Genomic DNA, 26,573 nt, shown 5'->3' with positions numbered 1-26,573 from the left:
GTGACAAGCTGTTTTAAGGGACAAAAGATAATATTCGCTAAAAAACCGCTCTTGAGATCATCATATGCAATATACTAACTTTAAGTAAGTACGCACAAAAAGGTTAGTATGAAAATAATAGAATCGCCAAATTTGCCTGACACTATTTCATTTCCGGAACAAGTCCGGCGGGGAGAGTTGCTCAATGTAGATTGCCCATCAAGAGAAGTGCTCAAGCGAGTTACTAGTCGCTGGGGGGTTTTGGTACTCATTGCGTTGAGTAATGAAACCCTGCGTTTTAGTGCTCTGAGAAGAAAGATTGGTGGTGTCAGTGAAAAAATGCTGGCGCAAACATTGCAGAACCTCGAAGAGGACGGGTTTGTTGAACGTATCGCGTATCCGGTTGTGCCACCGCATGTGGAATATAAGCTAACCCCATTGGGCAAAGAGGTTCAGGAGCAGGTTGAGGGGCTGGCTCTCTGGCTTGAGGAGAATTTTCACCGCATTATGGCGAAACGACAGCAGCAGGCTGCATCATAATATTCAACATTCTCTGGTATTCAACATTCTCTGGTATTCAACAACAGCCATAGCATCGGCTCTGGCTGCTATTATTTGATATCAATCCATTACAGCGTTTTTAATGCATCAACTGACTCGATAGCCATAGAGGGGACAAACTCAGTCACACTATAATGAGCTACCGCAGTAAAAGGATCTTCTGACAATATTTTATCCAACTCTTCACGAGCGATACTTTTCACCAAAATGATACCGCCAGTACGCGGGACTTTACGGCCAGAGGCAATAAAAACCCCCTGTGCATAATACTTCTTCAACCAATCTTTATGGCTTTCGGTCAATGCTTCAACTACGTCAATAGGTTGATGATAAGTTAGGCTGACAATAAACATGCGGAGCTCCTCCAAGGGCGTATCTGTTAAAGATAAATGTCCATTCAATATAGCGTTTTGGCGCATGGCAAGCATGACTAAAGTGATAAATTCACGAAGTCAGTTCTTTAATAGCTAAATTTTGCATATTGAAAGTAATAATGATTATTTCATTTATTGTGTAGTTCGGCGTTTACTCTTAATACATTAGTTTGACTCAGTTTGCTCGATAACGTGGAGATGACAATGGCTAAGATTATTGCATGGCTTACTGGATTACCTGGGTGGCCGCTAGCATCTTTGCCTGAGAGTGATGCTACTTTTTCTCAGGCAGATGGGGCGCACTTACTGGAAACAATAAATGCGATTGGCGGGCTATATGGCATTGAATTTATTCATCATTAAATACAATCTCTATTATTCCCATACTCGGCAATTCCTTAACTTGCTGAATGATTATTAAGTGATATCTGCTTAAACCAGGATTGTACCCAGCCGGGTTTGGAGAACATAACCAAACTACCCAATGGTGGCGGCTGCTTATCATATTGCCCAGTGAAAAGCCGTAAGTCCCTGGCAAGCTCAGGCCAATTCCTTTCAATAATTCCGGTGCTATTTGAGCCGCGGTAAGATCTTGTCAGAATAGGGCAACAATACCTATCATTCCCAAAATACTGGCGCTCAGCAGTGCCGCGACTTTGCTGATGACTCATCTACTCAAAAATTATACTCAGTTGCAGTGGGCAATACCCAGCATTCGTGGTGGTTTAGCCCCGGAAGTATTAAAACGAGTAAAGGAGTATATCGGCGATCACCTTGCGCAGCCGCTGTTATTATCAGGTCTTGCTGAACAGGCGGGGCTGAGTGAGTTCCATTTTGCGACAACGTGAATTATAGCGAGTGTGTATCTCTGAGTGATATTACAGCGGGCAACTTAAATCACCTTCAGGGCAGTTGAGGAATGATTTCAATTGTGCGGTGCGTTCTTCGGTTTTATGGGTCAAGCAAGCAGAAATAATCATTGGATGTACTGACCCCCCCTCGGTGGCTGATGACTGGAAAGTACAATCCGCATCACGGTATTTTATCCAGGTCAGTTGCGCACTTTTTAATAATGGCCTTTGGCCGACAGATGTTTTGGCAAGAACATCCTTGTAAGTGCGATTAAGTTCGGCATCGGCTTTTTTATAATCTGAAGTTGCACATTGATTCATATCTTGCTGTGTTACCGCGTTTTGACAATTAAGAGCCAAAGTTTGACCGAGTGGTAATAGCAATAACGATACCAACATAATCTTCTTCTTTAGCATCATGACTCCAAAATAAGAATAACCAAAAGTAACAGACAGCCCCTCCTCGTTAAGGCGGGGCTTTGAATGATATGACATTTATTTCTTGGCCGCTGCCATAATATCTGTTTTTACAGCGGACACTTTTTTATCAGGCGACTTTTTACAGATATCAATGACTTTTGGGGTGTATACAGTATCGACCTCCTGAAAGTCTACATTGTCCCCTTTTTTATACTGTGTATCCTCATTCAGTATCCAGAAAGCCACCGGAGTCATGCTCTTTGGATTAAGATCAAGAAACTCTTTGCAGGTCATCTCTGTTGGGGTCGTGGAGGAGGCAAATACTGGCGTCATGGTGGTCAGTAGCAGTGTTGCAATGGCTAAGTTAGGTAATGATTTATAGAGCATGATTATTTCCTTATTGGGTTGTTATACTTCACAGGGTGTTATTGGTGCATAAGGATGATATTTTCTCGTTATTTAGCATGGCCTATAAATTTATATCTTGCCAATTTTATGTCTTGTTTAATAACTTAATTTAAAATTTATGCTATTATTAATTTTCATGGTACTCTTATTATCTAACTGATTTTTATGATAATATGGTTTTTTTGTTATTTTTAGATTATTACTCTGTTGTGTGGGTTGAAGATTATTAATAATCTCATTATAATAAATTATTGCATTGCAATATGCGGGCTAATAACAAGCAGGTAAATAGAAGCATATTATTCCTACAAGGATGGAGACTGCTTGTAGAGCACATTAGGCCAGATCTACACTGGGCTATTACCATGTGTTATAATTAGCTATGTTACTGTTTATACTGAGATTTAAGTTAATTATAGTTTTATTTCCATGCTGAATAACAGGTGATTTATCTTTATGTCTATACTTTCTTTTTATCATAACTGTCTGGGTTCTTTTGCCAAGAAAGTCTTTGGTAAGCGCCCCGAAGGTGAACCAGTGGAGAGAGAGAATGGGAAGAGTGAATTATCTAATCTTCAACTGGATGTATTACTGAATGCCGAGAAGCAAGTCGCTATTATTACAACCGACTTAGATAATTGTGTCACGATATATAATGTGGGCGCAGAACGAATGTTTGGTTATTCTAAGGATGAAGTCATCGGTAAGCCTATTTCTGATATATTACATATTCCAGAAAATGGTGAATTTCAAATTAAGCTGGATTATTTATTACTTAACCGCCGTGAAGCCAGTGAGTGGTATTATCAACGTAAGGATGGCGAACGTTTCTGGGGGGCGCTGAGCGTCCATGAAATAACATCCGAGAGTGGCAGTATTGTGGGTTATATCAGTGTGATTGCGGATGTTTCGGAAAGAAAAGCCTTATTGATAGAACTGGAAAAAAGCCAACAAATGATGGACAAGTTAACTAAAAACTTGCCAGCGATGATCTATGCATATTATTTAAATTCTAATGGAGAATCGTATTTTAGTTATTGCAGTGAGGGAATCAGGAAAATATTTGACCTTGTACCTGCCGATGTTTTGCATGTGCCTCAAGAGAAAAATCCATTATTTAGCCGTATTCATACCGATGACATGGAGATGTTAAAACAAGCGGTTATCACATCCCAGCAGAATTTATCCGTTTGGAGTTGTGATTTCCGTGTTGTGCTACCAGGGAAAGGAACACATTGGCTTCATGGTGAGTCTTTCCCCATGCGGCAAGATGATGGTTCGGTTATCTGGTATGGTTCGTTTTTTGATATTACAGAACTTAAACAGTCTGAATCGATCCTCAAAGCATTGTCACAAACTGATGTGCTGACGGGGGTAGCAAATCGCCGTCACTTTGATGACATCTATCAGAGTCTTTGGCTGAAAAATCAAACAGAAGGTGGCAGCCTATCAGTCTTGATGATTGATTTTGACAATTTTAAAAGCTTTAACGATCTGTATGGGCATGCCATGGGTGACGTGTGTCTTAAGTCTATTGTCGAAACATTGGCAAAGTCTATTCGTGGCGATTCAGATATTCTGGCTCGTTATGGTGGTGAGGAGTTTATTGTCTTACTCGCCCCAAGTACTCTGGCAGATGCGACCGCGGTTGCTGAGCGTATGCGTCATTCGATTGAGGAACTGGATATTCCGCACGGAATGTCACCCCATGGGCGCGTGACTATCAGTGTTGGTGTGGCCTCAGTTTCTGAACCGGGTGAACATCTGTCGGCGAAAAATTTGTCAGATGCTGCGGATAAAGCGCTATACCGAGCGAAAACTGCGGGGAAAAACCAGGTTAAAGCGGTAGAACTAAGTTGATTCGTAACATACATATGAAAAAATGTGGGGCAGGAAGATATTACTGCCCCACAAATACACATTGACGATATGATTATCGCCGATGTGATTATTACTAATATTAAAAAGCGATATCTCGCTTAGTTTGTATGGTCTTGAGCTTCCCGCAGACGTTCTTGCTCTTCAGCGATAACCGCCTGAATTTCCTCTAGTACACCATCAACATCAACGGCTTGAGTGCTTTCTGCAAACTCACCAGTCAATGGGGTTTCAGGATGCAACTTGCCATCTTCATAGAGCGCCCACATTTCTTTGGCATATTTACGGTCAAGTAATTCAGGGGCGTATTGACCATAATAATGCGTCATATTCGCCACATCTCGCTCCAACATGGCTTTAGCGTGATTATTGGCTGCAGCATTAACGGCTTGCGGCAAATCGATAATCACCGGGCCGTCTTTGTCGATTAAGACATTAAACTCTGACAAGTCACCATGAACCAGGCCCACACACAGCATCCGAACCACATAGCGGATCATTATTTCATGGTCAATCAGAGCTTGCTCTTTGCTAAAGGGAACATCACTAAGGCGAGGGGCGGCGAGGCCGTCTTCATCGGTGACCAGCTCCATAAGAAGCACGCCATCAAGACAAGCATAGGGCTGTGGCACGCGAACACCTGCATTGGCTAGCAGATACAACGCATCGACCTCGGCAGTTTGCCAGGTTTCTTCTTGCTGCTTGCGGCCAAATTTGGAACCCTTCGCCATAGCACGCGCATCACGGCTATTACGAACCTTACGACCTTCTTGATATTGAACCGCTTGCTTGAAGTTGCGGTTCTCTGCTTCTTTGTAAACTTTAGCGCAACGGATATCCTGCCCACAACGGACAACATAGACATCAGCTTCTTTGCCACTTTTTAAACGACGGATGACTTCGTCAACCAAGCCGTCATCAACCAGCGGTTGGATTCGTTTTGGAATTTTCATGGCGTCCTTGTACCCTATTTAAGCCCGCGATGGAATGGCTTTGGCTGAATTTTCCTCCAGTTTACCATTCGAGCCCATCTGCGGGTGGGTTTTTACTGTGAATCAGGCTGCATTGAACTGCGCATTATGCAGTTTGGCATAAGCCCCTTTGCGGGCGAGCAACTCGTGATGGTCACCTTGTTCAACAATACCTTCTTTATCGACCACAATAATGCGGTCGGCGTTTTGAATTGTGGCTAAACGATGAGCAATGACTAAGGTGGTTCGCCCTTGTGATAACTCAGTCAATGCCAACTGAATAGCTTGTTCTGTGGCCGTATCCAATGCAGATGTCGCTTCATCCAAAATAAGAATTGGTGGGTTTTTCAAGAAGATACGCGCAATAGACAAGCGTTGCTTCTGGCCACCCGATAATTTAACTCCGCGCTCACCAACTACAGTATCAAGGCCATCAGGCAGACTTTCAATCAGCTCATCCAAGCGAGCTTGCTGTGCCGCCGCCATAATTTCGTCATCGCTGGCGTCCAGTTTGCCATAAGCAATATTCTCACGGATAGAGCCGCCGAATAAGAAAACATCTTGCTGAACAATACCAATATTATTGCGCAATGATTGTTGGGTCATATCACGGATATTGATCCCATCAATAGTAATTGCACCGCCATCAAGCTCATAGAAGCGGGGGAGTAATGAGCATAATGTCGTTTTCCCTGCACCTGAGGGGCCGACAAATGCCACGGTTTCACCCGCACGGATTTGCAGGTTTAAGTCAGTAAAGATTTTGTTATGTGCAGAATAACCGAAACTGACATTTTGATAACAAATATCCCCCCGCAGGTGGCCCACCGGGCGTGCATTGGGCTGATCGACAATGTCGGGTAATGTATCAATCAGTTGAGTAAATCGTTTAAATCCAGCAATTCCTTTCGGATAACTTTCCAGTACCGAGGTTATTTTTGCCACCGGGCGGAAAAAGACTTCGACTAACAACAGAAAACCGACAAAACCGCCGTAACTAAGCTGGTCATTAACCACATACCAAGTGCCAACCACCATCACGATCAACTGAACCAGGCGGGTGCTGAGGTAGCTCATGGCCATGCTGGTGGTCATAATGCGGTAAGCCCGCAGTTTAGTGGTGCGGTAATCTTCGTTATCTTTGGCGAATAATTTTTTCTCATGGGATTCGTTTGCGAAAGCTTTTACGACACGGATCCCCCCAATGCTTTCTTCAATTCGGGCATTAAAATTCCCCACTTGACCAAACAATCGACGCCAGGTTTCCGTCATTTGTGCGCCATAACGGCTGACCAGATAGGTCATAAACGGCACAATAAAGATAGTGAGCATCGCCAGTGGCAGATGAACAGAAGCCATCAGGATAAAAGCGCCAATAAAAGTCATCACCGCAATGAAAAGATCTTCTGGGCCGTGATGGGCAATTTCCCCAACTTCCTCAAGGTCTTTTGTGACATGGGTGATGATATGGCCGGTCTTCATATTGTCGTAATAGCTAAATGATAACTTTTGCAGATGGCTAAATGCTTGGCGGCGCATATCGGTTTCGATGCCGACACCGAGAGCATGTCCCCAATAGTTGACTATTGCCATCAGCGCGGTATTGAGGAGATAAATCATTAGCAGGCCCGTAGCTGCCCAGACTATTAACACCCAATCTTGATTAGGGAGCAGCTTATCAATGAACAGTTTTACAGCCATCGGGAAGCTCAGTTCCAGCAGACCGGCCAAAATAGCACAACCAAAATCCAGATAGAAAAGCCCTTTATACGGGGTGTAATAAGAAAAAAAACGGCGGAGCATTAGGCATCCTTACAATTACAGAGGGAAATTACAAAACGAAATAAGAAAAAGTGATTTTCGACATTATAAATCTAAATAGTTCTTAATAGCATTTATTTTGCAGTTATTAACCGATAATAAAATTCTCATCTGTGCGAATATGCCAAAAAAAAGATAAAATCGAGTTGTGTCAGTGATTTCATAGCGAGGAGGAATGACAATGAAGTTGATGATGACGGATACCCCAGCGGCTGAAAATGTGGCAGAAGTTATGGCGGGGTTAAAGGCCTTTAACCGCAAATTTGTCGGTGATAATGGTCGAAAACCATTAGCTGTTTTTATAACGGGTGAACACGGCGAAACGTTAGGGGGGATTACCGCCTATACATTAGGCAATTACCTGAGTATAGAATTGTTATGGGTATCAGATACATTACGTCATTCAGGTGCGGGCAGTAAATTGATGCAGGCTGTAGAGCGGGAAGCAATACAACGCGGATGTAAATTTGCCCAAGTTGATACATTCAGTTTCCAGGCGAGGCCATTCTATGAAAAGCATGGCTATCAATTGCAAATGGCGCTAGAAAATGTCGTGGATGAGTATCATCGCTATTATTTGACGAAAAAATTAATGAGCTAAATTGTATTGAAATAGGGTGATAACGTTCAACTTTCATGTGGTTAAAACACTTATCGAATAGATCCCGGCTCAACTAATGTCAATCGCCTACAAATGCACGGCACCCTCTTCATAATGACTTCGTGCATTATTTATCTTGTTATACTCAAATGATGAATATTCAGCTTTTGACGGAAGCTCACATTTTCGTCGAATAACCTCTATAGGACTTAATCTTTTATTAGGTTAATCTGTTTTACATTGGATTAACTTATGTAAAGGGACACGAATATGGCGGCCTCTGCAAATAAAAAATTGTCACTGTGGTCATTAACTTCTCTAGTTGTCGGCTCAATGATAGGTGCTGGTATTTTTTCTCTGCCCGCGACGTTTGGCCGTGCTACCGGGGGCTTTGGCGCATTAATCGCCTGGATTATTGCGGGTGGGGGGATGCTGACACTCGCCTTTGTTTTCCAGACATTGGCGCAACGTAAACCCGACCTTGACTCAGGCGTTTATATTTATGCTAAAACCGGGTTTGGCGACTATGCTGGTTTTGCGTCGGCAATAGGTTTTTGGGCTGGGGCGTGTATTGGTAGTGTTTCTTATTTCGTGTTGATCAAATCAACACTGGGTGCATTCTTCCCGCTATTTGGTGACGGAAATACGCTATCCGCTGTTTTAATTGCTTCATTAATCTTATGGAGCTTCCATTTTATGGTGTTACGCGGCATCAAAGAAGCTGCGACGATTAATACCATTGCCACTTTTGCTAAAGTTATTCCGATATTTATTTTTATTATTGTTTTGGCGTTTTCATTTCACACCGATACGTTCGCTTTAAACTTCTGGGGGACTCAGTCTTTAGGGGCTGTGGGGGATCTCTCACATCTGGACGATTATGGCTATGCCGGACATGCGGCATTAGAAATAAGTGCGGGTTCTGAAACTTTGTTTTCTCAAGTTCGTAGCACAATGTTGGTCACGGTATTTGTTTTTGTTGGTATTGAGGGGGCGAGTGTTTATTCCCGCTACGCTAAAGAAAGAAAACACGTCGGTATCGCGACCGTTTTAGGTTTTATTGGTGTTTTATGTTTGTTGGTGTTGGTCACTATGCTCTCTTATGGCGTGCTGCTGCGCCCTGATCTGGCTGCATTGCGTCAACCGTCAATGGCTGGCGTGTTAGAGCATATTGTAGGGCGGTGGGGCGCCATATTTATCAGTATTGGATTGATTATTTCAGTTATGGGAGCCTATTTATCATGGACTCTACTGGCCGCCGAAGCACTCTATAGTGCAGCAAAAAGTAATATTATGCCGAGTATCTTGGCTACTGAGAATAAACACGGGGTGCCCTCGGCTGCGGTGTGGATGTCGAATATTTTTATCCAGTTATTCTTAATTGTTACGCTTTTCACTGAATATGCTTTCCAACTTGCACTTGAGTTAACCAGTTCATTGGTTCTCATCCCCTATCTCCTGGTTGCAGCATATGGATTGAAATTAGTCTGGACCCGCGAGACTTACTCTGTGGGCTCGAAAGACCATAAAAAAGATTTTATCATTGCCTTAATTGCCACGGTATATGCCATATTGATGGTATATGCGGGTGGTTTGAAATACATATTATTGTCGGCAGTGATATATGGGCCAGGAACCCTGCTATTCATTATTGCTAAACGCGAGCAGAAGAGGTCAGTATTTTCCCCCCTTGAAAAGTGTTTCTTTGCCGTGGCGCTCATTGCCGCTATCACAGCGTTATACAGTCTTGCGACCGGCATAATTACCCTGTGATAAGGTGACGATATTGAGTGATAATAGTCTGGGAACCCTAAGACTTGACTATGACTTGCAATACATTACCTATATTAATGTGTATGGGCGAGCGCCTTATTTTTACAATGGATGGGCTTGATCTATAACACAGACTACGACAGGATCGCGTTGAAAAAGCCTGCTATCAGGTTAGCGTTAGTATGATTTTTGCTAATGTTGTGCCCAATAAAACGCGATTTTTCTTATGCAGGGTCACGGCTGGTGTGTTTTCACCAGTAGGTATTGATTTGAAAAAACAACAAAATACTACCCAGAATAGTGATTATTCAACGGGAATTGGCGATGCGCAATTTGCGCTTGTAGTTTTACTGACAACATCATGTTTGCTGATTGCAATAACGTTGATTGTGATCCTATGGCTCATTTAATGCGCTATAGAAAATAGGGGAATGTATGGAAAAGAGCTTGTTTGATGACAATAAAGTTATTGCATTGATTGGTTTATTGTCGGCGGCGCTGATTGTGGTTAGCTCGATGTTTGTGATGACTTACATGGCGGATCGCCAACGCAACGAAGTACAAACCATTGATGTGCAGAATTGCTACAAAAAAGATTGAGAGAAGGTATTCGCCGGATAGCGCTCATATGCATTCAGGCGAATAATTATATTGTGGTGATTACGCTAACTTCTGATGAATAGCATGCAAGGGCAAGGCGATATTGAGGTCAATATCGGTATTTTGCCGGAAATCATAGGGGGTTATGCCGTAACGTTTTCTGAACATGTAAGTAAAGTGTGACTGTGAACCAAAGCCAAAATCCAAAGCAATATCAAAAATGGTGCTATCACTGCTGCGCAGTTGATAGACGGCACCCGCTAAACGCCTTTCCCGAATGTATTTACCTAATGATACCCCGGTCACTTCTTTAAATATTTTCTGCATATGCCAAAGCGAGTAGCCAGAGTACACCGCTAACTCTTCAAGGTAGATGACCCGCCCCAGATGGGTTTCGACCCATTTACTGAGGGCGCAGACTAACGCGAGATGATTTTCTTGTGACATTATTTAGTCTGTTTTTTCTGGTTGGGAGTAGTGCAGTATACACAACTTGAATCTAACAACACAAAACACCAAATTGGCTTCGATTGTCGAAAATCTATCATAAAGACTTTTCAGCGTGTGTTTGCAAAAGAGCTTTCTAGTGCCATAGTAAAGGAGAGAGGGGGATCTCGAAGATAAAGGCTGAGTTTGGAAAAATAGAAATTAAAAGTGATGAGGTGATCGCATGTTGATAACAGTGATTATGACTCTGATAGCGGTTGTGGGTGTAACCGTTTTTCTAAAAATGCCAGTAATGGTTCTGCACAAAGATAAAAGCGTAGGAGGTGATAAACTGTGAGACTAGGATTATTGTGATCAATATATGTAATAGCATATCCCCGAACCAGGTGATTGATAACTATCAAACCTGGTTTTTTTACGCTTTGTTCTTATCCCAATAAACTTTTCATATTCTGATTCAATGCACTGACCTGTCTATATAGGTTGTTTATTAGCCACAGGCAAGGCTCGGAATCCTTAGCAATAAAATCATTGGCATGACACGGTCGGCTAAAGAAATATGCCTATGAGCGTGATATCCTCTCACAATATTATTGTGAAGGAATTATTCATGTCTGAAATGTTCACTAATGATCAAGAATTGGTTTCTGATCTGGTTGCCTGCCAATTGGTTATCAAACAAATTCTTGATGTGATTGATATTATTGCGCCAACTGAAGTGCGGGATAAAATGTCCCATCAACTTAAAGCGATTGATTTCTCTTCACATCCTGCTGGCACTGACCCGGTCACTAAGCGCGCCATTGAGAAAGCTATTGCTTTGATTGATATGAAGTTTACACAGGAATAAATTGCCATCTGTTGTATTTTGGTCTGTACGTTCAGCACAGACCATATCCTGTGGGGTGAGCCGGGCTGGCGGTGGGTTATTCAAATACATTATTGCCAATTTTTTTCACCAATGGGCAATTGCTGACGCCAATGATGCCATTCTCTCCGTTTATAAATTGAGCGGTCGAAATGCTTCTGGCTGTTAGATATTGGCATTGTAAGCCGATGCCCGCAGCGTTTTTCTCACTGCCAATTAGCACGCCATAGCCTGAAAAGAGCAAACCTAAGTATATGATTGCTACTACTAAGAGAAGTCTGAATAAACTCATATGGTCACTTCCTGTAATTAGTTTTACTTATTATATAACAGATATGTTTAACAATTTAACTTGTAATAATGAGCAGTTTAATAGTAAAAATCCTAAACATTATTGATTTATAAAGCGAATCTGTAAAATAATCAGTAAAATAGGTTTTTAACACGGTGTCAAACATAAGTTAATGACATCTTGGCTATAAATGGTTGATGTTTAGTACAGTATAATTTAAAAAAAATGTTGAATAAGGTGCCTGATTTGAACATTAAGAAACTTGTTGCAGCGGTAGGGGTCATTGCCGTTTGTTGCTTGTTTTATCTGTTAGCCCTTGATAGCTATTGTGACCAAGGGGGAACTTTCTCTGCTGGTATTTGCACCATTACTTCGATTATTCCATGGTAAGAATAACCTATTATTCATATATATAATAACTAATGAAAACTATTTACATTGGTTATATTTATTGATTGTTAATCGTTTACCTAGGTTGATCTTTGTTACGTGGAGAGTGATAAGATAGTGCTTTCGTCATGCATGTAATAGGGTAGTCAATGTTAGATACAAATATGGGCGCAATGGGTGTTGTCCCAATTGCTTTTTCGCTGTTTACCGTCATTTTTTTCTTGATAGTTTGGTTCTTTTTGAGCCGTGCCAGCGTGCGAGCCAATGAACAAATCCGCTTGTTACAAGACATCGCCGAACAACAAAAACAGCAAACAGAATTACTAAAAGCGTTGCTAGCAAACGCAACCGGCGTCAGTGATTTTCAAAGTGACAGTGATATTGTTTCTCCTCTCGATTTTAAGGGCGTTATTCCGGAGAGATAAACTCACCGACTCTGGCGCTGCTGTCCTGCAGTGTCAGAGTGACACTAACCTCCACCTGTCATGCTTCTTTTCTCTCCGTTCCTTCGATACTCTGCTTAGCACCTCGGTGCCAGGTCACTCTTTTATTGGACAAAAATAAACTACGTTGATTGTCATAAATGTGTCTTAATTTCGCCGTAATGTAGCCTGAACTTAACAGGAGAACGGTGATTCGGATGATTAAATGGTGTGAAGAAAGTGACAGCGAAGTGAACAGAAGTATTGCGTTACTTAGCGGTGAAGATCCCGACAAGTGGTACCCGTATGGAGGCATTAAGGGTAAGGATTACTGCAAGAACCCCTCTGATGCTTGGCCTATCATCTATGCCAATAAGATTGGCCTCTATTCACCCGAAATTGATGATAATAATCAGTGGAATGCCAAAATTACCAATCCGCAAGGAGAATGGCAAGCTTATAGCCAAAGCCCGCTGCGTGCAGCGATGATCTGCTATCTACTCAGCCAGGACGTGTGATAATCCATCCCGATAATTTTCAGCAAAAGTGAATATCCCGTGAAACTCGTATAGCGGGAATGATAAACGGTAAGAAGTTTTTTGACTGCTTTCGTGGAGCTGATGATGAAACGTATCATTAAAGGTGATTCAAATTTGTCACACTTGGTTATTGCCCATGCAGCGATTGACCACCATCAAAAATCCTACGGCGAGCGGCGTCAGGGCTGGCCTTCAACTTATCTTATTCGCTACAAAAATAATCGAGTTGCCGTCGAAGTGGTCACCCGACGTCAGTCTTATGTGGCCACATTAATGATTGGCGCTCGAAATTTAAGCAAGTTATGTGGTATATCGGGATTACATCTTTGAGAGATATTCATAGTTTCAGTCAATAATACATTCTACATATATATAGCTGGCCGATTGATTTTTATCTTGTCGCCCACTAATGACCTTAATCCTTGCCGCCATCAGGTTTAAGTGTTAAAAAAACGCCGCAGATTCATTTACGAAAGGCGCTTTTTAACACGATAGTGAGTAAAAGTGCGGCAGAGGACAGGATGGAACAGCAGTTGCAGGATTCAACATTAAAACGCGGTTTAAAAAACCGACATATTCAGCTGATTGCTCTGGGTGGAGCGATCGGCACTGGGCTATTTCTTGGGATAGCACAAACTATTAAGATGGCTGGCCCCTCAGTGATACTGGGCTATGCTATCGGCGGTTTTATTGCATTCCTTATTATGCGTCAGTTGGGTGAAATGGTTGTTGAGGAGCCAGTAGCCGGTTCATTCAGTCATTTTGCCCATAAATATTGGGGTGATTTCGCCGGATTTTTGTCTGGCTGGAACTACTGGGCGATGTTTATCTTGGTCGGTATGGCCGAATTGACGGCAGTAGGTATTTATATTCAATATTGGTGGCCGGAAATCCCAACATGGGTTTCAGCCGCAGTATTCTTTGTCCTGATTAATGCCATCAACCTTGTTAACGTGCGTATGTATGGCGAAACTGAGTTCTGGTTCGCTATCATCAAGGTTGTTGCCATCATTGGTATGATTGTCTTTGGGGCGTATCTGCTGGCATCGGGATCGGGCGGGCCAAATGCTTCTGTGACTAACCTTTGGGCACAGGGCGGCTTTATGCCTCATGGCTTTAGTGGGTTGGTGATGGCGATGGCCATTATTATGTTTTCTTTCGGCGGGTTAGAAATGGTCGGCATTACTGCCGCAGAAGCTGAAGACCCACATCACAGTATTCCTAAAGCAACCAATCAAGTTGTCTACCGTATCCTTATTTTTTATATCGGCTCATTGACGGTGCTTTTATCTCTTTATCCATGGGGCAAAGTCGTGGACGGAGGGAGTCCTTTTGTGATGATTTTCCATGCCTTGGATAGCCATCTGGTAGCAACAATCCTGAATGTGGTGGTTTTGACCGCGGCATTATCGGTCTACAATAGCGGGGTTTACTGCAATAGCCGCATGCTATTTGGCTTGGCATCGCAGGGGAATGCGCCCAAATTGCTCACCAAGGTTAATCGGCGTGGTGTGCCAATTTTATCCATCGCGCTTTCAGCATTGGCGACCTCAGCCGGTGTGGTGATTAACTATGTTATGCCGGGAAAAGCGTTTGAATTATTGATGGCGCTGGTGGTATCTACCCTGGTTATCAACTGGGTCATGATTTGCCTGGCTCATTTGAAATTCCGAGCGGCTAAAGTGCGAGAGGGCGTTGAACCGCGTTTCAAAGCATTATGGTATCCCTACGGCAATTATCTGTGTCTGGTGTTTCTGATGCTGATTTTGGTCATTATGTATTTTACTGATGGGATTCAGATCTCGGTGCTGATGATGCCCGCATGGATTGCACTGTTGTGGTGCGGTTTCATGCTAACTCGCCGCAAAGGTAAGACTAATCCAGCGACAGTGACACAGTCTGATTAGGCTGTGAAATAACGCTAAAATCGCTGGGCAGAAACAAATTATGCCCAGCGATTGCTTTCTTTCGTATTACTCATGGCGCTATCTATCGTTTAAATTGTCAGCAATAAATAAGATAGGTAACGACAGTATTATAATAGCTAGAGACTATTGTTTCTTTCTGGAATCACCAAGCTAATTGAGATTAATTCTTAATAACCCAATATAACCATTTTGGAAATGTGGTTAAATGCGTTGGGAAATATATTCAATCAAAACTGCCAACGCATCCAAGTAAACAACACATTACCATTATTATAAGTGCCGGGAATATAGGTGGTTTGTAGGGCAAATTTATTATATTCAATAGACAGCAGCGGCAAGGGTAATGGAATTGGAATGTAATGATATTCATGACGTGCGGTAACACTGACAGTAAAACCGACCCCAAAACGCCAGCCGTCCATCTCCCCCGGAATCCACATCTTTTGATAGCCATAACCTATAATTGGCTCTACTTCATTGTGTGAGTCCATAAAGGCCATCGCATATACTGAATGCCAGTTGTTATTCTCATCATAGCGATACTTACCATAACCGATGCCCCAAGGACGTTCATTGTATGACTCGATCTTGTCATCATCATAAGTCCAGCGGTTGTGCCACGTATTCAATGGGATATACAGCTCTTGGTTGGGCGAATCCCACGCGAGAGAGATATTGCGCATCAGGCGTTGCCACAGATTGTCATTATCTACAGACGCTATGCTTTGTTGGTCTATGCCGGTATTGGTAGCGGGTGATTTATCTTCTGCCAGAACTGCGTTAGCCTGGCCCAGCCATAGGTTACTCAGAAAGAGCACGTTAACAATGTATTTATAATTCATGGTATAACTCTCTGATGCTGATAAGGTGAAATAAGATTTCCTTGCATCAGATAATCCTTATACCTATCAAAATTAATCACTAATAAACGTTATTCAAATGCGTAAATGTTATAGCCTAAAACCTAAACAGTTCTATAACGAGGAGGTAATACAGCATTTTAAATTGTCTTCAGAGCAGTGTAAATGTAATTCATAAAACCAAGAAATATCTTAATTTATTTTTATGACATAATGCTCTATCAGATTGAGTGATATTCCGTTGTCATAAGTTGACTAAAATGGCACGATTTTTCTTATATTTATCCGCGTTGAAGAGTGAGGGGTTTTAGTTCTTAGATGATTTTTTCTTCGTGTTTAAAATATTATTTTACTTGACATGATATGATGAAGTTTTATTAATATTTCCATTTCTCATACTTATGAATGTGTATTTATATTGGTTTTGTTTTTTTAGCATCTTGATATTTTTTTATTGTTTTTTTAGATCTCATTCTTCTTAAGTATTAAGTTAGTAAATAAGATATTTATGTATTTTATGTACAAATGGTTTTTTGTACATAATCTGAGGCTAAGTAAGGGGTTAGTCTCGTAATCTAATGGGTAATGATATCGTGGCGAGGCCGGAAAAGCAGCAAAACGGAAGGTGAGTATATTCAATTATTATATATTTAATACTAATAAATTTTATACTAACTCTGCTTTAGGTCACTGGATAGAGATGGAAACCAAGGTTTTTTTGCGTAAGAAGTATTATAAAAAGAGTTAGCTAAAATGTTAAAAACCAGTAAGAAAGCGGGATAAGACAGTATACGAAAATAGAGCAGAAAATACGATGACCTTCAACAAATTTTAGCATATTCACGCACTCTTTATGAGCAACCGTTTCAAATATGTGCGACAGGTTCACCCTTCATTAAAAATGGCTTGCCATCGAATACAGAGTATGTGATAACGCATATGGGTAAAACGAGGTACAGTTCTGTATATGTGTGGCATTTTCAGTAAAGAAGTTCTGAGTAAAGACGTTAGCGTTGAATACCGCTTCTCTGCCGATCCTTATCTTAGTGCCTCAAGCAGTAACGACTCTAGTTTGTCTATGTAAATGCCTACGGGCAAGTTAAACAATCCAAAGGAAATACTCAAGATGGCAAAGATCAAAGGTCAAGTTAAGTGGTTCAACGAGTCTAAAGGTTTCGGTTTCATCACTCCAGCTGACGGCAGCAAAGATGTGTTTGTACACTTCTCTGCAATCCAGGGTAATGGCTTCAAAACCCTGGCTGAAGGCCAGAACGTAGAGTTCGAAATCCAAGACGGTCAGAAAGGTCCGTCTGCAGTAAACGTTACTGCAATCTAATCAGCTCTTTTGCTGTTAAAAACCCGCCTTTGTGCGGGTTTTTTTGTTTCAGATGCCGCTCCGACCAAGCCGTAAGCTAAGGTAAAATAATTAATCCCGAATACTGATTACGGCCTTTGATACCAGGGTGGGTGGGATCAATTGCCTGCTGTTGGCTGGTACGGCGGAAACTGGTGTATTTGAAATGATGCTGAGCATCATCTCCACCATGTGGTGCGGCAGTACAGATAGTACAACCGCCGACCCTATCAATTTGATGAATGCCCGCGTCGCGCAACTGGTGCTCAGCTATAGCGGCCAAATTAAGGTGGCGAAATCGGGGTGAAATAATATTTTCTGCCAGTGGCAATTCGCTAACAAACCGTTCCACCAGTTCTTCATTGACCTCATAACAGCAGGAGCGGGCGGCTGGCCCAATGGCGGCAACCCAATTTGCCGGGTCGTCATCGCGGGCAATGCGCTCAACCATCCTTAAGATAATGCCATCTAACAAACCGCGCCAACCGGCGTGAACCACTGCAATGCCTTTTCCGTGCTGTTGACTGAAAATCACGGGTAAACAATCCGCCGTCAAAACGGTTAATAGAATGCCAGATTGAGTGGTGTAGAGCCCGTCAGCTTCGCCACACTCTTGTCCCGGATGTGTTACATCGACAATTGCCGTGCCATGAACCTGTTTTTTGTTAGCTTGTGATGTTTGATAGGGCCGGAGGTTATCAGGTAATAGGGCCGATTTATTGCCAAAACCATGGCAAATAGCGGAAATTCGGCTGAGTTGTGGTGAAAAATCAGTCATAGGGCTTACCTAAGGAAAAAAGATGCTGTTCAGTGTAAGCCGTTTTTTAACTTATTGACCAGCCGCCTTTTCTTTTAAATCGCTGTTAGCGAATTGTTGCAAAATAATGCATCTTGTATCATTGTTTTGGCACCTATTGATGTAATGGATAGGGTTTAATGGCTGCTATAACTCAAGCGACCATCCAGGATTGATCTCCGTGATTTCTAAACCCAAAAATGACGCCAGCAACTTTATTCGTTGGCGCTTTAGCTTGCTATGCGGCGGTATTTTACTTTCATTTTTTGGTTTACTCGCCAGAGTTGCTTGGTTGCAAATTATTGAACCTGATCCACTGGTAAAAGAAGAAGATATGCGCTCAGTGCGGGTGGTGGCCACACCGAATACACGCGGCATGATAACCGACAGAAATGGACATCCTCTGGCGGTCAGTGTGCCGGTTGAGGCTATTTGGGCTGATCCCACCAGGGTGCTGGAGAAAGGTGGCGTCAGTGTTTCGGCGCGTTGGCAGGCATTGGCTCAGGAACTCAACATACCACTTGACCAACTCAATCGCCGTATTCATCAAAATCCTAGCGCCCGTTTTATCTATCTTGCCCGGCAAGTGGAGCCGGATGTCGCTGAATATATTCAACGGCTGAAATTGCCCGGTATTGCCATAAAAGAGGAATCACGGCGTTTTTATCCTTCGGGAGATATTGCCGCGAATCTGGTGGGTTTCACCAATATTGATGATCAGGGCATTGAAGGGGTTGAAAAGAGTTTTAATTCACTCCTCTGCGGGACTGCCGGCAGCAGGGTGGTGCGGAAAGACCGCTTTGGCCGAGTGGTTGAGGATATTTCCTCGACCGATAGCCATCCAGGGCAAAATGTTGAACTCAGTATTGATGAACGGCTGCAGGTGGAAACCTCCCACGCGTTGAGCAATGCAGTGGTGTTCAATAAGGCAGATTCCGGCTCTGCCGTGGTCATTGATGTTAATACGGGTGAAGTTTTGGCGATGGCCAATTATCCGACCTTTAACCCCAATAATCGGGCTGACACTCCGGAAGAGAATTTTCGCAATCGGGCAATTAGCGATATTTTTGAACCCGGTTCGACCGTCAAACCTATGGTAGTCATGACTGCGTTACAACGTCACTTGGTTAAACCTGATGCGGTGCTGGACACTCGCCCCTATATATTAAGTGGGCATTTAATCAAAGATGTGGCGCTTTATCCTGCGCTGTCACTGACCGGCGTGTTGCAAAAATCCAGTGATGTGGGGGTGTCGCGGTTGGCACTGGCGATGCCCGCCTCTGCATTGGTACAGACCTACACCAAGTTTGGTTTGGGCCAATCGACTCAGTTAGGGCTAACGGGGGAAAGCAGCGGGCTGATGCCGCATCGGCAGCGCTGGAGTGATTTAGACCGCGCAACTTTCTCGTTCGGCTACGGTTTAATGGTGACGCCGCTGCAATTGGCCCGCGTTTACGCCACTATCGGGAGTTTCGGTATTTATCGGCCATTATCGATTACCAAGGTTGATCCACCGGTGCTGGGGCAGCGGGTATTCCCTGAAGTGCTGGTGCGCCAAGTTGAGCATATGATGGAAAGCGTGGCATTGCCCGGTGGTGGGGGGGTGAAAGCGGCGGTGCGGGGATATCGGGTGGCGGTTAAAACCGGGACAGCCAAGAAGATTGGGCCAAATGGCCAATATATTGATAAGTATGTGGCTTACACCGCCGGTGTTGCTCCCGCTAGCCAACCGCGCTTTGCTTTAGTGGTGGTGATTAACAACCCGCAGGGCGGCAAATATTATGGGGGCGCGGTGTCAGCCCCGGTCTTTAGCGATATTATGGGGCAAATTTTGCGAACTATGAATGTGGAGCCGGATGCAATCCCCGCCAATGTGATTCGGCATAGCTAATTCACGGAGTTAAACCGTGGCTTGCAACCCTATCAGCGCTTCTTTAGACTAATGCCGCGTCTGCCGGCATTTCTGGCGGTTATTAATCAGTTATCTGGGATCCAACCATGTCTTATCAGTGCCCCCTTTGTCATCAAGCCTTGCAGCAAAGTCCGCAACAGTGGCGTTGCAGCAATAATCACCAGTTTGATTGTGCCAAAGAGGGTTACGTCAATTTAATGCCGGTGCAGCATAAAGGTTCGAAGCAACCCGGTGATAGCCCTGAGATGATGCAGGCCCGGCGGGCCTTTCTGGATGCGGGTTATTACCAACCTTTGCAGCAGCGGATCTGTGAAATTCTGGATAAGGCGCTCCCACTGGATGCCACCATGCTGTTAGATATTGGTTGTGGCGAGGGCTATTATACCGCCGCAGTGGCAGACCGGTTAAATCGGCAGCGGCAGATGTCTATTTTCGGCTTAGATGTCGCCAAAGTGGCGGTAAGATACGGAGCAAAACGCTATCCTCAGGTCAGCTTTTGTGTTGCATCCAGCCATCGGTTGCCTTTTTCCCATCAAGCCTTGGATGCGGTATTGCGTATTTATGCCCCATGCAAAGCTACCGAATTAGCTCGCACCGTGAAGCCCGGTGGAATTGTGGTTACTGTCTCTCCCGGCCCACGTCATCTCTATCAGTTAAAAGCACTGATTTATGCTGAAGTACAACTTCATGACGATACGCCCGAGCATTTAGACGGTTTCTCTCTGGTCAGCAGTGAAAAATTGGCCTACGACATGAAGTTAACCGGTAAACAGAGCTTTAATTTATTGCAAATGACACCTTTTGCCTGGCGCGCATCAATTGAAACCGGACAAGGGCTTGCCGCACTGCACTCCTTTGTCTGTGAAACAGATTTTGTTATCGCGGTTCATCGCCGCCGAGAAGATCTTGAGAGTCTGGTGTTAAGCAATGACGAGAAAGAAATATAAGTGGCCGCTCGTTATTTAATAATATTCAAATAAATGACGAGCGCATAACTCCCCTGAGGGGAATGTTATTTTAATAGATATTGTAATAATTCCCTGGTGTGGGATTGATAATTAACTTAAGTCAAATTTTTAGAATATTATATTTATAATGAAAAAATTCATTTTAGATCTAAGTTTCGCCAGGTTCTTCCACCTGATTCAGTCACCAAAATAGAGGGGATAAACCGTATTTTTTCAGCAACTTGTAGCGCTAAATCAGCAACTTCCTGCTTATTCAAGATACCACTCCCGTAATTGAATTCTCCTTCAGGTAATTTATAAATTTTCTCCCTGCCGATATGGCGAGTAAACCCTGCATCAATCATTTTCTTATTAAGGGTCTCGTAATCGCCTTCCACCGCATTGTGCAAAACGACACTGACCGTAAAGTACGGCATAGTTATTTTTCCAGTTAACCAGATGATGCTATTTATATATCATACTGTTGATGCCGATATTTTGACCGGGGTCTAATTGCTGGACATACCGCTAATATAACGTTGTCGGTATCATTAGAGGAGCAGGTGACGGCGGAGGTCACCTGCGAAAGAACGCGGGTTATAGGGCAAGAGATAAGCGGTTACGGCCGGAATGTTTTGCTGCGTAACAGGCAATATCGGCCTGACGCATAGCTTGTGCCGCCGTTTCTGTTTTTTGGGTCAATGATACGGCCCCTAAACTGGCGGTAAAGGAATAAGATTGACCGTGCCAATGGAATTGGATTGAAGCTATGTCGGCGACCACTGTTTCGAGCACCTCTGTCGCGGCCTTGTTTGGGCAATTTAACAGCACGATAGCAAATTCATCCCCGCCTAAACGCGCCACAATGTCATTTTCACGCACGGCCTGTTGCATGGTTTGAGCCACCATTCGCAGCACCATATCGCCAGCTTCGTGACCCGCACTGTCATTAACATCCTTGAAATAGTCTAAATCGACATAACAGAGAATATGCTGCTCATCCTTGCCCAATTGGGTGATAGCCTGATTAAGCCGCTCTTCCAATCTTCGCCGATTAATCAAACCGGTCAGCATGTCATGATTGGCTTGATATTGCAGTTCCCTTTGTTCATGGCGCGCGCGGGTGACATCCTGGAAGACTACAACGGCACCCGTGAGTAGATTGTCACGATCGCGAATCGGTGAAATAGAACAGCGAATTTCTTGGCGTTCCCCCTGGCTCGACAACAGCTGGCTGCCCTCGGGCAATAAGGTATTACGCCCTTGAGTTAGGCACTGATTGATAGCAACTAATTGATTTTTATCTTGTAAAGGGGACCATAAAATAAAAATTTCTTCAATGGGTAAGCCGCAGGACTCATTCTGGCTTCGGCCCGTCATCTCTTCGGCTTTGGGGTTCATTAATACAACGCGCCCCTCAGTATCGAGAGAAATAATTCCCTCCTGAATGGATGACAGCACACGATGCAGTTGCTCGCGCTCTTCATAGCGCGCAATTTCACTGGCTCGCAGAGCATCTTCGCGCTGTTTCCGCTCGCTCATATCCCGGATTATTTTGGCATACCCCAGCAGTTTTCCGCTGTTGTCATGCACCACAGTAATGATGGTGACGGCCCAAAAACGGGTCATATCCTTACGAACCAGCCAGCCCTCGCGCTCCACTCGGCTGGAGGAGGCTGCCGTTTTCAGTAATTTTTCCGGTAGCCCAGCGGCGATATCCTCAGGTAAGAAGAAACAGCCGAAATGCTGGCTAATTATTTCATTGCTGGCATAGCCAATATTGCGTTCTGCGCCGTGGTTCCAGGTGGTTACCCGACCCCAGGGATCAAGCATTAAAATGGCATAGTCTTCGACGGTATCGACCATAAGGCGAAAACGTTCTTCACTGATCCGTAAAGCTTCTTCGCGCTGACGCCGTTCGGTTAAGTCACGGACAATTTTAGTAAACCCCAGCAGCTTCCCACTATCGTCATGCATGGGGTTAATGGCTACGCTGGCCCAATAGCGGATGCCATTTTTACGCACATGCCAGCCTTCAGTCTGGAAATTGCCCTCTGCAATAGCTTTCGCCAGTGATTTCTCTGGCAGGCCCGCAGAAATATCTTCGGGGGTAAACAGCAGGGCAAAATGTTCACCAATGATTTCATCACTGGTATAGCCTTCATGGCGCTCTCCACCTTTATTCCAAGTCAGAATTCGCCCATTGGTGTCTATCATGTAAATGGCGTAATCTTCGACTTCACTGATCAGATGGCGAAACTGCTCTTCACTTTTGCGCAAAGCATTTTCCCGCTGCCATTTGTCGGTCAGGTCGCGTGTAACATGTACAAAACCCTGCAAATTATTGTCTGAATCGTGCAATGCGCTGAGGGTGAGGTGGCCCCAAAAGCGTTTACCATTCTTGCGAACTCGCCAACCTTGAATCTCATAATGGCCAAACTGATTGGTGTGGCGCAGGCCCTTTGCGGGTAATTCATTGGCTAAATCTTCGGGGGTGTAAAACAGTTCGAAAGATTGGCCAATGATCTCTTCGGCGTTATAACCCGTATTGCGTTCAGCGCCATTGTTCCAGGTGAGGATATGTCCTTGGGCATCAATGATATATATGGCGTAGTCATCTACGGCTTCGATTAATAGCCGAAAAAGATGATCATCAAATGATGCCGGATGCAAAGCCATTCCTGTATTCCTTGAATTTTTTATTGAGTAGTCTGTCGCTGCACAACCCAGACGGTTTAATCTGTTATCGCGATAAATGTGATGCGCTAGTTTATCGCTAACATCGAAAATTAGGTAATAAGATTTTTATTATTATTAATAAATCTAAGGAATTCAAAAGCCTAATAGTAGTAGCGCCTATTTTCAGTAAGGCCACGGTTGATGGGCCTTGTGGCGGTCTTTTTGAAGAGTGCTATACAGTGATGAATAATGGTTTACCTCATTAATAATAGGGGAAATCAGTATGTAAATTGTATAAACAAATGACTTAAGTAGGGAATTCAGAATTAATCTCGCGTTATATAAATAAATTCTCAGAATAATTTCACTTTAGTTTCTTTCTCTACGCCTCGGACAATAACGCTACCACCAGAGATCATGTTTATCACACAATCCACCTGATTTTTTTACGAGATAAAAAATAATCTCCTCGAAGTACAGAAATGCTTGCATCGACAAGGGTTATCCGGATAATTCCGAATCCTTATAATAAGCATTCTCATTAGTAAATGATTTGTTAAAATCAGGGGTATCAATACAATGAATAAAATAACCTCCACTTGCGGGCATCAGAACCGGCTTGCCCCGCGTCTTTTGTTCGTCATGATCGGTGTCGCATTAGGGACTTTATCTGCTTCCTCATGGGCGGCCACCGCAACCAATACGGCAGCTGAAAACGTCAAAAAAACCAGCACAATCACTGACACTGCAAACACCGATGAGAGCAAAAAAAATGACACCATCACGGTCGTTGGGACGCAGGATACTTTCCGTGCCGGTGGTAATGATTTAATCCCAACCTATTTGGATGGTCAGGTCGCTAATGGTGGCCGCATTGGCTTCCTTGGGCAGCAAGATGCGCGCAATGTGCCATTCAACGTGATTAGCTATACTTCAAAAATGATTGAAGACCAGCAGGCTAATACTATTGCTGATGTGGTCAGAAACGATGCTTCAGTACAAAATGTGCGCGGTTTCGGCAATCCATCACAAAACTACCGCATTCGCGGCTATAACCTTGATGGCGATGATATCTCATTTGGTGGTCTGTTCGGCGTTTTGCCACGTCAGATTGTTTCTACCAGCATGGTTGAGCGGGTTGAAGTGTTTAAAGGTGCAAATGCCTTTATTAACGGTATTTCCCCGAGCGGCAGTGGTGTCGGCGGGATGATCAACCTCGAACCTAAACGTGCCGGTGATACTCCGTTGACTCGCGTTACGGTGGATTATGGTTCAGCATCACAAGTGGGCGGGGCGCTGGATGTGGGTCGCCGTTACGGTGACGACGATCAATTCGGTGCTCGAGTTAACGTATTGCATCGTGAAGGTGAAACGGCCATTAAAGATGAGAAGAATCGCCTAACCGCACTTTCCACCGGGCTTGATTACCGTGGTGACCGCGCTCGTACCTCATTGGATATCGGCTACCAGAAGCAAACTATTCATCATATGCGCACTAGCGTTGGTATTGGTAGCGCGACTGAGATTCCAGAGCCGCCATCATCTACTCTGAATTATGGTCAGTCGTGGGTGTATACCGATCTGGAAACGACCTTTGGTATGCTGCGCAGTGAATATGATGTTAGTCAGGATTGGACAGTATATGGCTCCATTGGTGCCAGCCGTAATGAAGAAACGGGCCAGTATGGTTCGCCAACCCTGACTAGCGCCAATAATGGTGATGCCACCATTTTTCGTATGTATGTGCCGTATGTGGCCGATTCTATTGCTGGCTTAGGAGGGGTTCGTGGCCACTTTGATACCGGTTTTATTACTCATAAAGTGAACTTGGGTTATGCGGCTAATTACCGTACGACCAAATCGGCCTATAATTACTCAGATTCCGTCAATACAAATATTTATAATCCGGGCGTAATCCCTTTCCCACCAACTGGGAGTGGCCCATATTCTGCTAGCGCTAGCCAAGATCCACAACTGACCAGCCAAGTGCGGGCATCCGGCCTTTCATTGTCTGATACCTTATCAATGATGGATGACAAAGTGTTGGTCATGTTAGGGGTACGCCGTCAGGAAGTGAGCATTCGTAACTTCGACAGTGGGGTGCCAAACAGTGCAGGTTCACTGGATGCAATGAAAGTCACGCCGATTTACGGTGTGATGGTGAAGCCGTGGGAAAAGGTTTCTCTGTATGCCAACCACATTGAAGCATTAGGGCCGGGTAAGGCTGCACCGAGTGTATTTAATGGCAAACCTGTGGTTAACAAAGGCCAAATTCCAGGAATTATTCATTCAAAACAGAATGAAATTGGCGTGAAGTTTGATAACCAGCGCTATGGTGGCACGTTGGCTTTGTTTGAGATAACCCGCCCGACTGGCACGGTTGATCCTGTCACTAACGTCTATGGTTTCTATGGTGAGCAGCGTAACCGCGGTGTTGAGTTGAATGTGTTTGGTGAGCCGGTCTTTGGTACCCGTCTGTTAGGGAGCGCCATTTGGTTGGATCCTAAACTGACGCAAACTCAGAATGGCACCCATAATGGTAATGATGCAGTGGGGGTGGCGCGTTATCAGTTAGTCTTCGGTGGCGAGTATGATATCCCAACAGTTGAAGGCTTGACGGCGACCGGCACTGTAGTACGTTCGGGTTCACAGTATGCCAATGAAGCCAATACCTTGAAGCTGAAACCTTGGACTCGTTTGGATCTGGGCGTGCGTTATACCATGCCAATGAAAGATAGCACTCTGATCTGGCGAGCAAATGTAGAGAACGTCACTAATGAACGTTACTGGGAGTCGGTTGAGGACGCTGGTGTCTATATGTATCAGGGCGACCCACGGGCATTGAAACTATCCGTCTCAATGGACTTCTAATCAGCGGTTGATGTCCGCCCGCTAAGTGGTA

The 26,573-nt window shown here is 43.9% G+C and carries 29 protein-coding genes and 2 pseudogenes; 19 read left to right on the top strand and 12 right to left on the bottom strand.

From position 1 onward, the window contains the following. The first annotated feature begins 108 nt into the window (after positions 1-108). Positions 109-519, top strand: a complete 411-nt coding sequence (locus tag OP863_RS11855; RefSeq protein ID WP_145589471.1) for a winged helix-turn-helix transcriptional regulator — start codon at positions 109-111, stop codon at positions 517-519. An 89-nt stretch (positions 520-608) separates the two neighbouring features. Here the strand turns inward: OP863_RS11855 and OP863_RS11850 are convergent, their stop codons facing one another. Continuing rightward, positions 609-893 (bottom strand): YciI family protein, encoded by a 285-nt coding sequence (locus OP863_RS11850; protein ID WP_145589470.1) that lies wholly within the window; start codon positions 891-893, stop codon positions 609-611. A gap of 225 nt (positions 894-1,118) precedes the next feature. Between OP863_RS11850 and OP863_RS11845 the strand changes: the two genes are divergently transcribed. Next, on the top strand, positions 1,119-1,277 hold the full coding sequence (locus OP863_RS11845) for a hypothetical protein (protein WP_186368323.1): 159 nt from the start codon (positions 1,119-1,121) through the stop codon (positions 1,275-1,277). Positions 1,278-1,401: 124 nt separating this feature from the next. On the opposite strand, the pseudogene OP863_RS11840 reads toward OP863_RS11845, so the two are convergent. Next, positions 1,402-1,560, bottom strand: a pseudogene (locus tag OP863_RS11840) (EamA family transporter); the annotation flags it as partial. Between OP863_RS11840 and OP863_RS11835 the strand changes: the two are divergent. After that, positions 1,547-1,753 (top strand): annotated as a pseudogene (locus tag OP863_RS11835) (AraC family transcriptional regulator); the annotation flags it as partial. The pseudogenes OP863_RS11840 and OP863_RS11835 sit on opposite strands and share 14 nt — an antisense overlap. A 39-nt stretch (positions 1,754-1,792) precedes the next feature. Here OP863_RS11835 and OP863_RS11830 read toward each other — a convergent pair. Both OP863_RS11830 and hdeB read right to left on the bottom strand, forming a co-directional pair. After that, positions 1,793-2,182, bottom strand: coding sequence for a lysozyme inhibitor LprI family protein (locus OP863_RS11830; protein ID WP_038632356.1), 390 nt, complete (start codon positions 2,180-2,182; stop codon positions 1,793-1,795). A gap of 78 nt (positions 2,183-2,260) precedes the next feature. Further along, complete coding sequence (gene hdeB, locus OP863_RS11825; protein ID WP_038632358.1) at positions 2,261-2,572, bottom strand: acid-activated periplasmic chaperone HdeB; 312 nt, start codon at positions 2,570-2,572, stop codon at positions 2,261-2,263. Between the two features lie 477 nt (positions 2,573-3,049). On the opposite strand from hdeB, the gene OP863_RS11820 reads away from it, so the two are divergent. Beyond that, positions 3,050-4,453, top strand: coding sequence for a sensor domain-containing diguanylate cyclase (locus OP863_RS11820; RefSeq protein WP_265525325.1), 1,404 nt, complete (start codon positions 3,050-3,052; stop codon positions 4,451-4,453). Positions 4,454-4,572: 119 nt separating this feature from the next. Here the strand turns inward: OP863_RS11820 and OP863_RS11815 are convergent, their stop codons facing one another. Together OP863_RS11815 and OP863_RS11810 are read right to left on the bottom strand one after the other, a co-directional pair. Further along, on the bottom strand, positions 4,573-5,424 hold the full coding sequence (locus OP863_RS11815; protein ID WP_038632362.1) for a PA4780 family RIO1-like protein kinase: 852 nt from the start codon (positions 5,422-5,424) through the stop codon (positions 4,573-4,575). A 102-nt stretch (positions 5,425-5,526) separates the two neighbouring features. After that, positions 5,527-7,245 carry an ABC transporter ATP-binding protein gene (locus tag OP863_RS11810; RefSeq protein WP_265525324.1) on the bottom strand — a complete coding sequence of 573 codons (1,719 nt, stop codon included), beginning with the start codon at positions 7,243-7,245 and terminating at the stop codon, positions 5,527-5,529. 199 nt (positions 7,246-7,444) lie between these two features. Between OP863_RS11810 and OP863_RS11805 the strand changes: the two genes are divergently transcribed. From OP863_RS11805 to OP863_RS11790, 4 genes are all read left to right on the top strand, one after another. Then, complete coding sequence (locus tag OP863_RS11805; protein WP_038632366.1) at positions 7,445-7,864, top strand: GNAT family N-acetyltransferase; 420 nt, start codon at positions 7,445-7,447, stop codon at positions 7,862-7,864. Between the two features lie 270 nt (positions 7,865-8,134). After that, the gene (locus tag OP863_RS11800; RefSeq protein ID WP_145591307.1) at positions 8,135-9,637 is read left to right on the top strand and encodes an amino acid permease; all 1,503 of its coding nucleotides are present in this window, start codon (positions 8,135-8,137) and stop codon (positions 9,635-9,637) included. Positions 9,638-9,819: 182 nt separating this feature from the next. Further along, on the top strand, positions 9,820-10,047 hold the full coding sequence (locus OP863_RS11795) for a hypothetical protein (RefSeq protein WP_038632370.1): 228 nt from the start codon (positions 9,820-9,822) through the stop codon (positions 10,045-10,047). Between the two features lie 25 nt (positions 10,048-10,072). Then, entirely contained in the window at positions 10,073-10,237 is a 165-nt protein-coding gene (locus tag OP863_RS11790; RefSeq protein WP_038632372.1) for a hypothetical protein, read from the top strand. 60 nt (positions 10,238-10,297) lie between these two features. Here OP863_RS11790 and OP863_RS11785 read toward each other — a convergent pair whose 3' ends face one another. Further along, a complete protein-coding gene (locus OP863_RS11785; protein WP_038632374.1) occupies positions 10,298-10,684 on the bottom strand; it encodes a helix-turn-helix domain-containing protein in 387 nt (128 codons plus the stop codon). Between the two features lie 610 nt (positions 10,685-11,294). Here OP863_RS11785 and OP863_RS11780 point away from each other — a divergent pair. Then, positions 11,295-11,534, top strand: a complete 240-nt coding sequence (locus OP863_RS11780) for a DUF2766 family protein (protein WP_038632378.1) — start codon at positions 11,295-11,297, stop codon at positions 11,532-11,534. Between the two features lie 76 nt (positions 11,535-11,610). Here the strand turns inward: OP863_RS11780 and OP863_RS11775 are convergent, their stop codons facing one another. Then, positions 11,611-11,844 carry a YobH family protein gene (locus tag OP863_RS11775; protein ID WP_038632380.1) on the bottom strand — a complete coding sequence of 78 codons (234 nt, stop codon included), beginning with the start codon at positions 11,842-11,844 and terminating at the stop codon, positions 11,611-11,613. Between the two features lie 246 nt (positions 11,845-12,090). On the opposite strand from OP863_RS11775, the gene OP863_RS11770 reads away from it, so the two are divergent. The 5 genes from OP863_RS11770 (at position 12,091) to OP863_RS11750 (ending at position 15,102) form a co-directional block, all read left to right on the top strand. Then, positions 12,091-12,234, top strand: coding sequence for a PhoP/PhoQ regulator MgrB (locus tag OP863_RS11770; protein WP_071841799.1), 144 nt, complete (start codon positions 12,091-12,093; stop codon positions 12,232-12,234). 149 nt (positions 12,235-12,383) lie between these two features. Continuing rightward, entirely contained in the window at positions 12,384-12,659 is a 276-nt protein-coding gene (locus OP863_RS11765) for a YebO family protein (RefSeq protein WP_145588353.1), read from the top strand. 215 nt (positions 12,660-12,874) lie between these two features. Then, positions 12,875-13,174, top strand: coding sequence for a phage protein NinX family protein (locus tag OP863_RS11760; RefSeq protein WP_004389880.1), 300 nt, complete (start codon positions 12,875-12,877; stop codon positions 13,172-13,174). Between the two features lie 105 nt (positions 13,175-13,279). Continuing rightward, positions 13,280-13,525 carry a DUF4060 family protein gene (locus OP863_RS11755; protein ID WP_032819535.1) on the top strand — a complete coding sequence of 82 codons (246 nt, stop codon included), beginning with the start codon at positions 13,280-13,282 and terminating at the stop codon, positions 13,523-13,525. Between the two features lie 191 nt (positions 13,526-13,716). Beyond that, on the top strand, positions 13,717-15,102 hold the full coding sequence (locus OP863_RS11750; protein WP_038632384.1) for an amino acid permease: 1,386 nt from the start codon (positions 13,717-13,719) through the stop codon (positions 15,100-15,102). Between the two features lie 248 nt (positions 15,103-15,350). Here OP863_RS11750 and pagP read toward each other — a convergent pair whose 3' ends face one another. Then, entirely contained in the window at positions 15,351-15,965 is a 615-nt protein-coding gene (gene pagP, locus OP863_RS11745; protein WP_265525323.1) for a lipid IV(A) palmitoyltransferase PagP, read from the bottom strand. Between the two features lie 985 nt (positions 15,966-16,950). Between pagP and OP863_RS11740 the strand changes: the two genes are divergently transcribed. Next, entirely contained in the window at positions 16,951-17,067 is a 117-nt protein-coding gene (locus OP863_RS11740) for a DUF2627 domain-containing protein (RefSeq protein ID WP_002211058.1), read from the top strand. Between the two features lie 42 nt (positions 17,068-17,109). Then, complete coding sequence (gene cspE / locus OP863_RS11735) at positions 17,110-17,319, top strand: transcription antiterminator/RNA stability regulator CspE (RefSeq protein WP_002221949.1); 210 nt, start codon at positions 17,110-17,112, stop codon at positions 17,317-17,319. 76 nt (positions 17,320-17,395) lie between these two features. Here the strand turns inward: cspE and pgeF are convergent, their stop codons facing one another. Next, a complete protein-coding gene (gene pgeF, locus OP863_RS11730) occupies positions 17,396-18,115 on the bottom strand; it encodes a peptidoglycan editing factor PgeF (RefSeq protein ID WP_145588279.1) in 720 nt (239 codons plus the stop codon). Positions 18,116-18,314: 199 nt separating this feature from the next. Here pgeF and ftsI point away from each other — a divergent pair, with 199 nt between their 5' ends. Both ftsI and rlmA read left to right on the top strand, forming a co-directional pair. Beyond that, the gene (ftsI, locus tag OP863_RS11725) at positions 18,315-20,024 is read left to right on the top strand and encodes a peptidoglycan glycosyltransferase FtsI (RefSeq protein WP_038632390.1); all 1,710 of its coding nucleotides are present in this window, start codon (positions 18,315-18,317) and stop codon (positions 20,022-20,024) included. Between the two features lie 107 nt (positions 20,025-20,131). Beyond that, positions 20,132-20,992, top strand: coding sequence for a 23S rRNA (guanine(745)-N(1))-methyltransferase (gene rlmA, locus OP863_RS11720; protein ID WP_038632392.1), 861 nt, complete (start codon positions 20,132-20,134; stop codon positions 20,990-20,992). A gap of 158 nt (positions 20,993-21,150) precedes the next feature. Here rlmA and OP863_RS11715 read toward each other — a convergent pair whose 3' ends face one another. Continuing rightward, positions 21,151-21,429 carry a hypothetical protein gene (locus OP863_RS11715; protein WP_038632394.1) on the bottom strand — a complete coding sequence of 93 codons (279 nt, stop codon included), beginning with the start codon at positions 21,427-21,429 and terminating at the stop codon, positions 21,151-21,153. 160 nt (positions 21,430-21,589) lie between these two features. Continuing rightward, positions 21,590-23,671 (bottom strand): PAS domain S-box protein, encoded by a 2,082-nt coding sequence (locus OP863_RS11710; protein ID WP_145592033.1) that lies wholly within the window; start codon positions 23,669-23,671, stop codon positions 21,590-21,592. A 579-nt stretch (positions 23,672-24,250) separates the two neighbouring features. Here OP863_RS11710 and OP863_RS11705 point away from each other — a divergent pair. Next, positions 24,251-26,542 (top strand): TonB-dependent receptor, encoded by a 2,292-nt coding sequence (locus OP863_RS11705; RefSeq protein ID WP_265525322.1) that lies wholly within the window; start codon positions 24,251-24,253, stop codon positions 26,540-26,542. The last annotated feature ends 31 nt before the right edge of the window (positions 26,543-26,573 follow it).

This window comes from Yersinia sp. SCPM-O-B-9106 (C-191) (assembly GCF_026183365.1).
Lineage (GTDB): Bacteria > Pseudomonadota > Gammaproteobacteria > Enterobacterales > Enterobacteriaceae > Yersinia > Yersinia rochesterensis.
The sequence above is the reverse complement of the archived record's forward strand: the minus strand, read 5'-3'. Positions and strand labels throughout refer to the sequence as shown.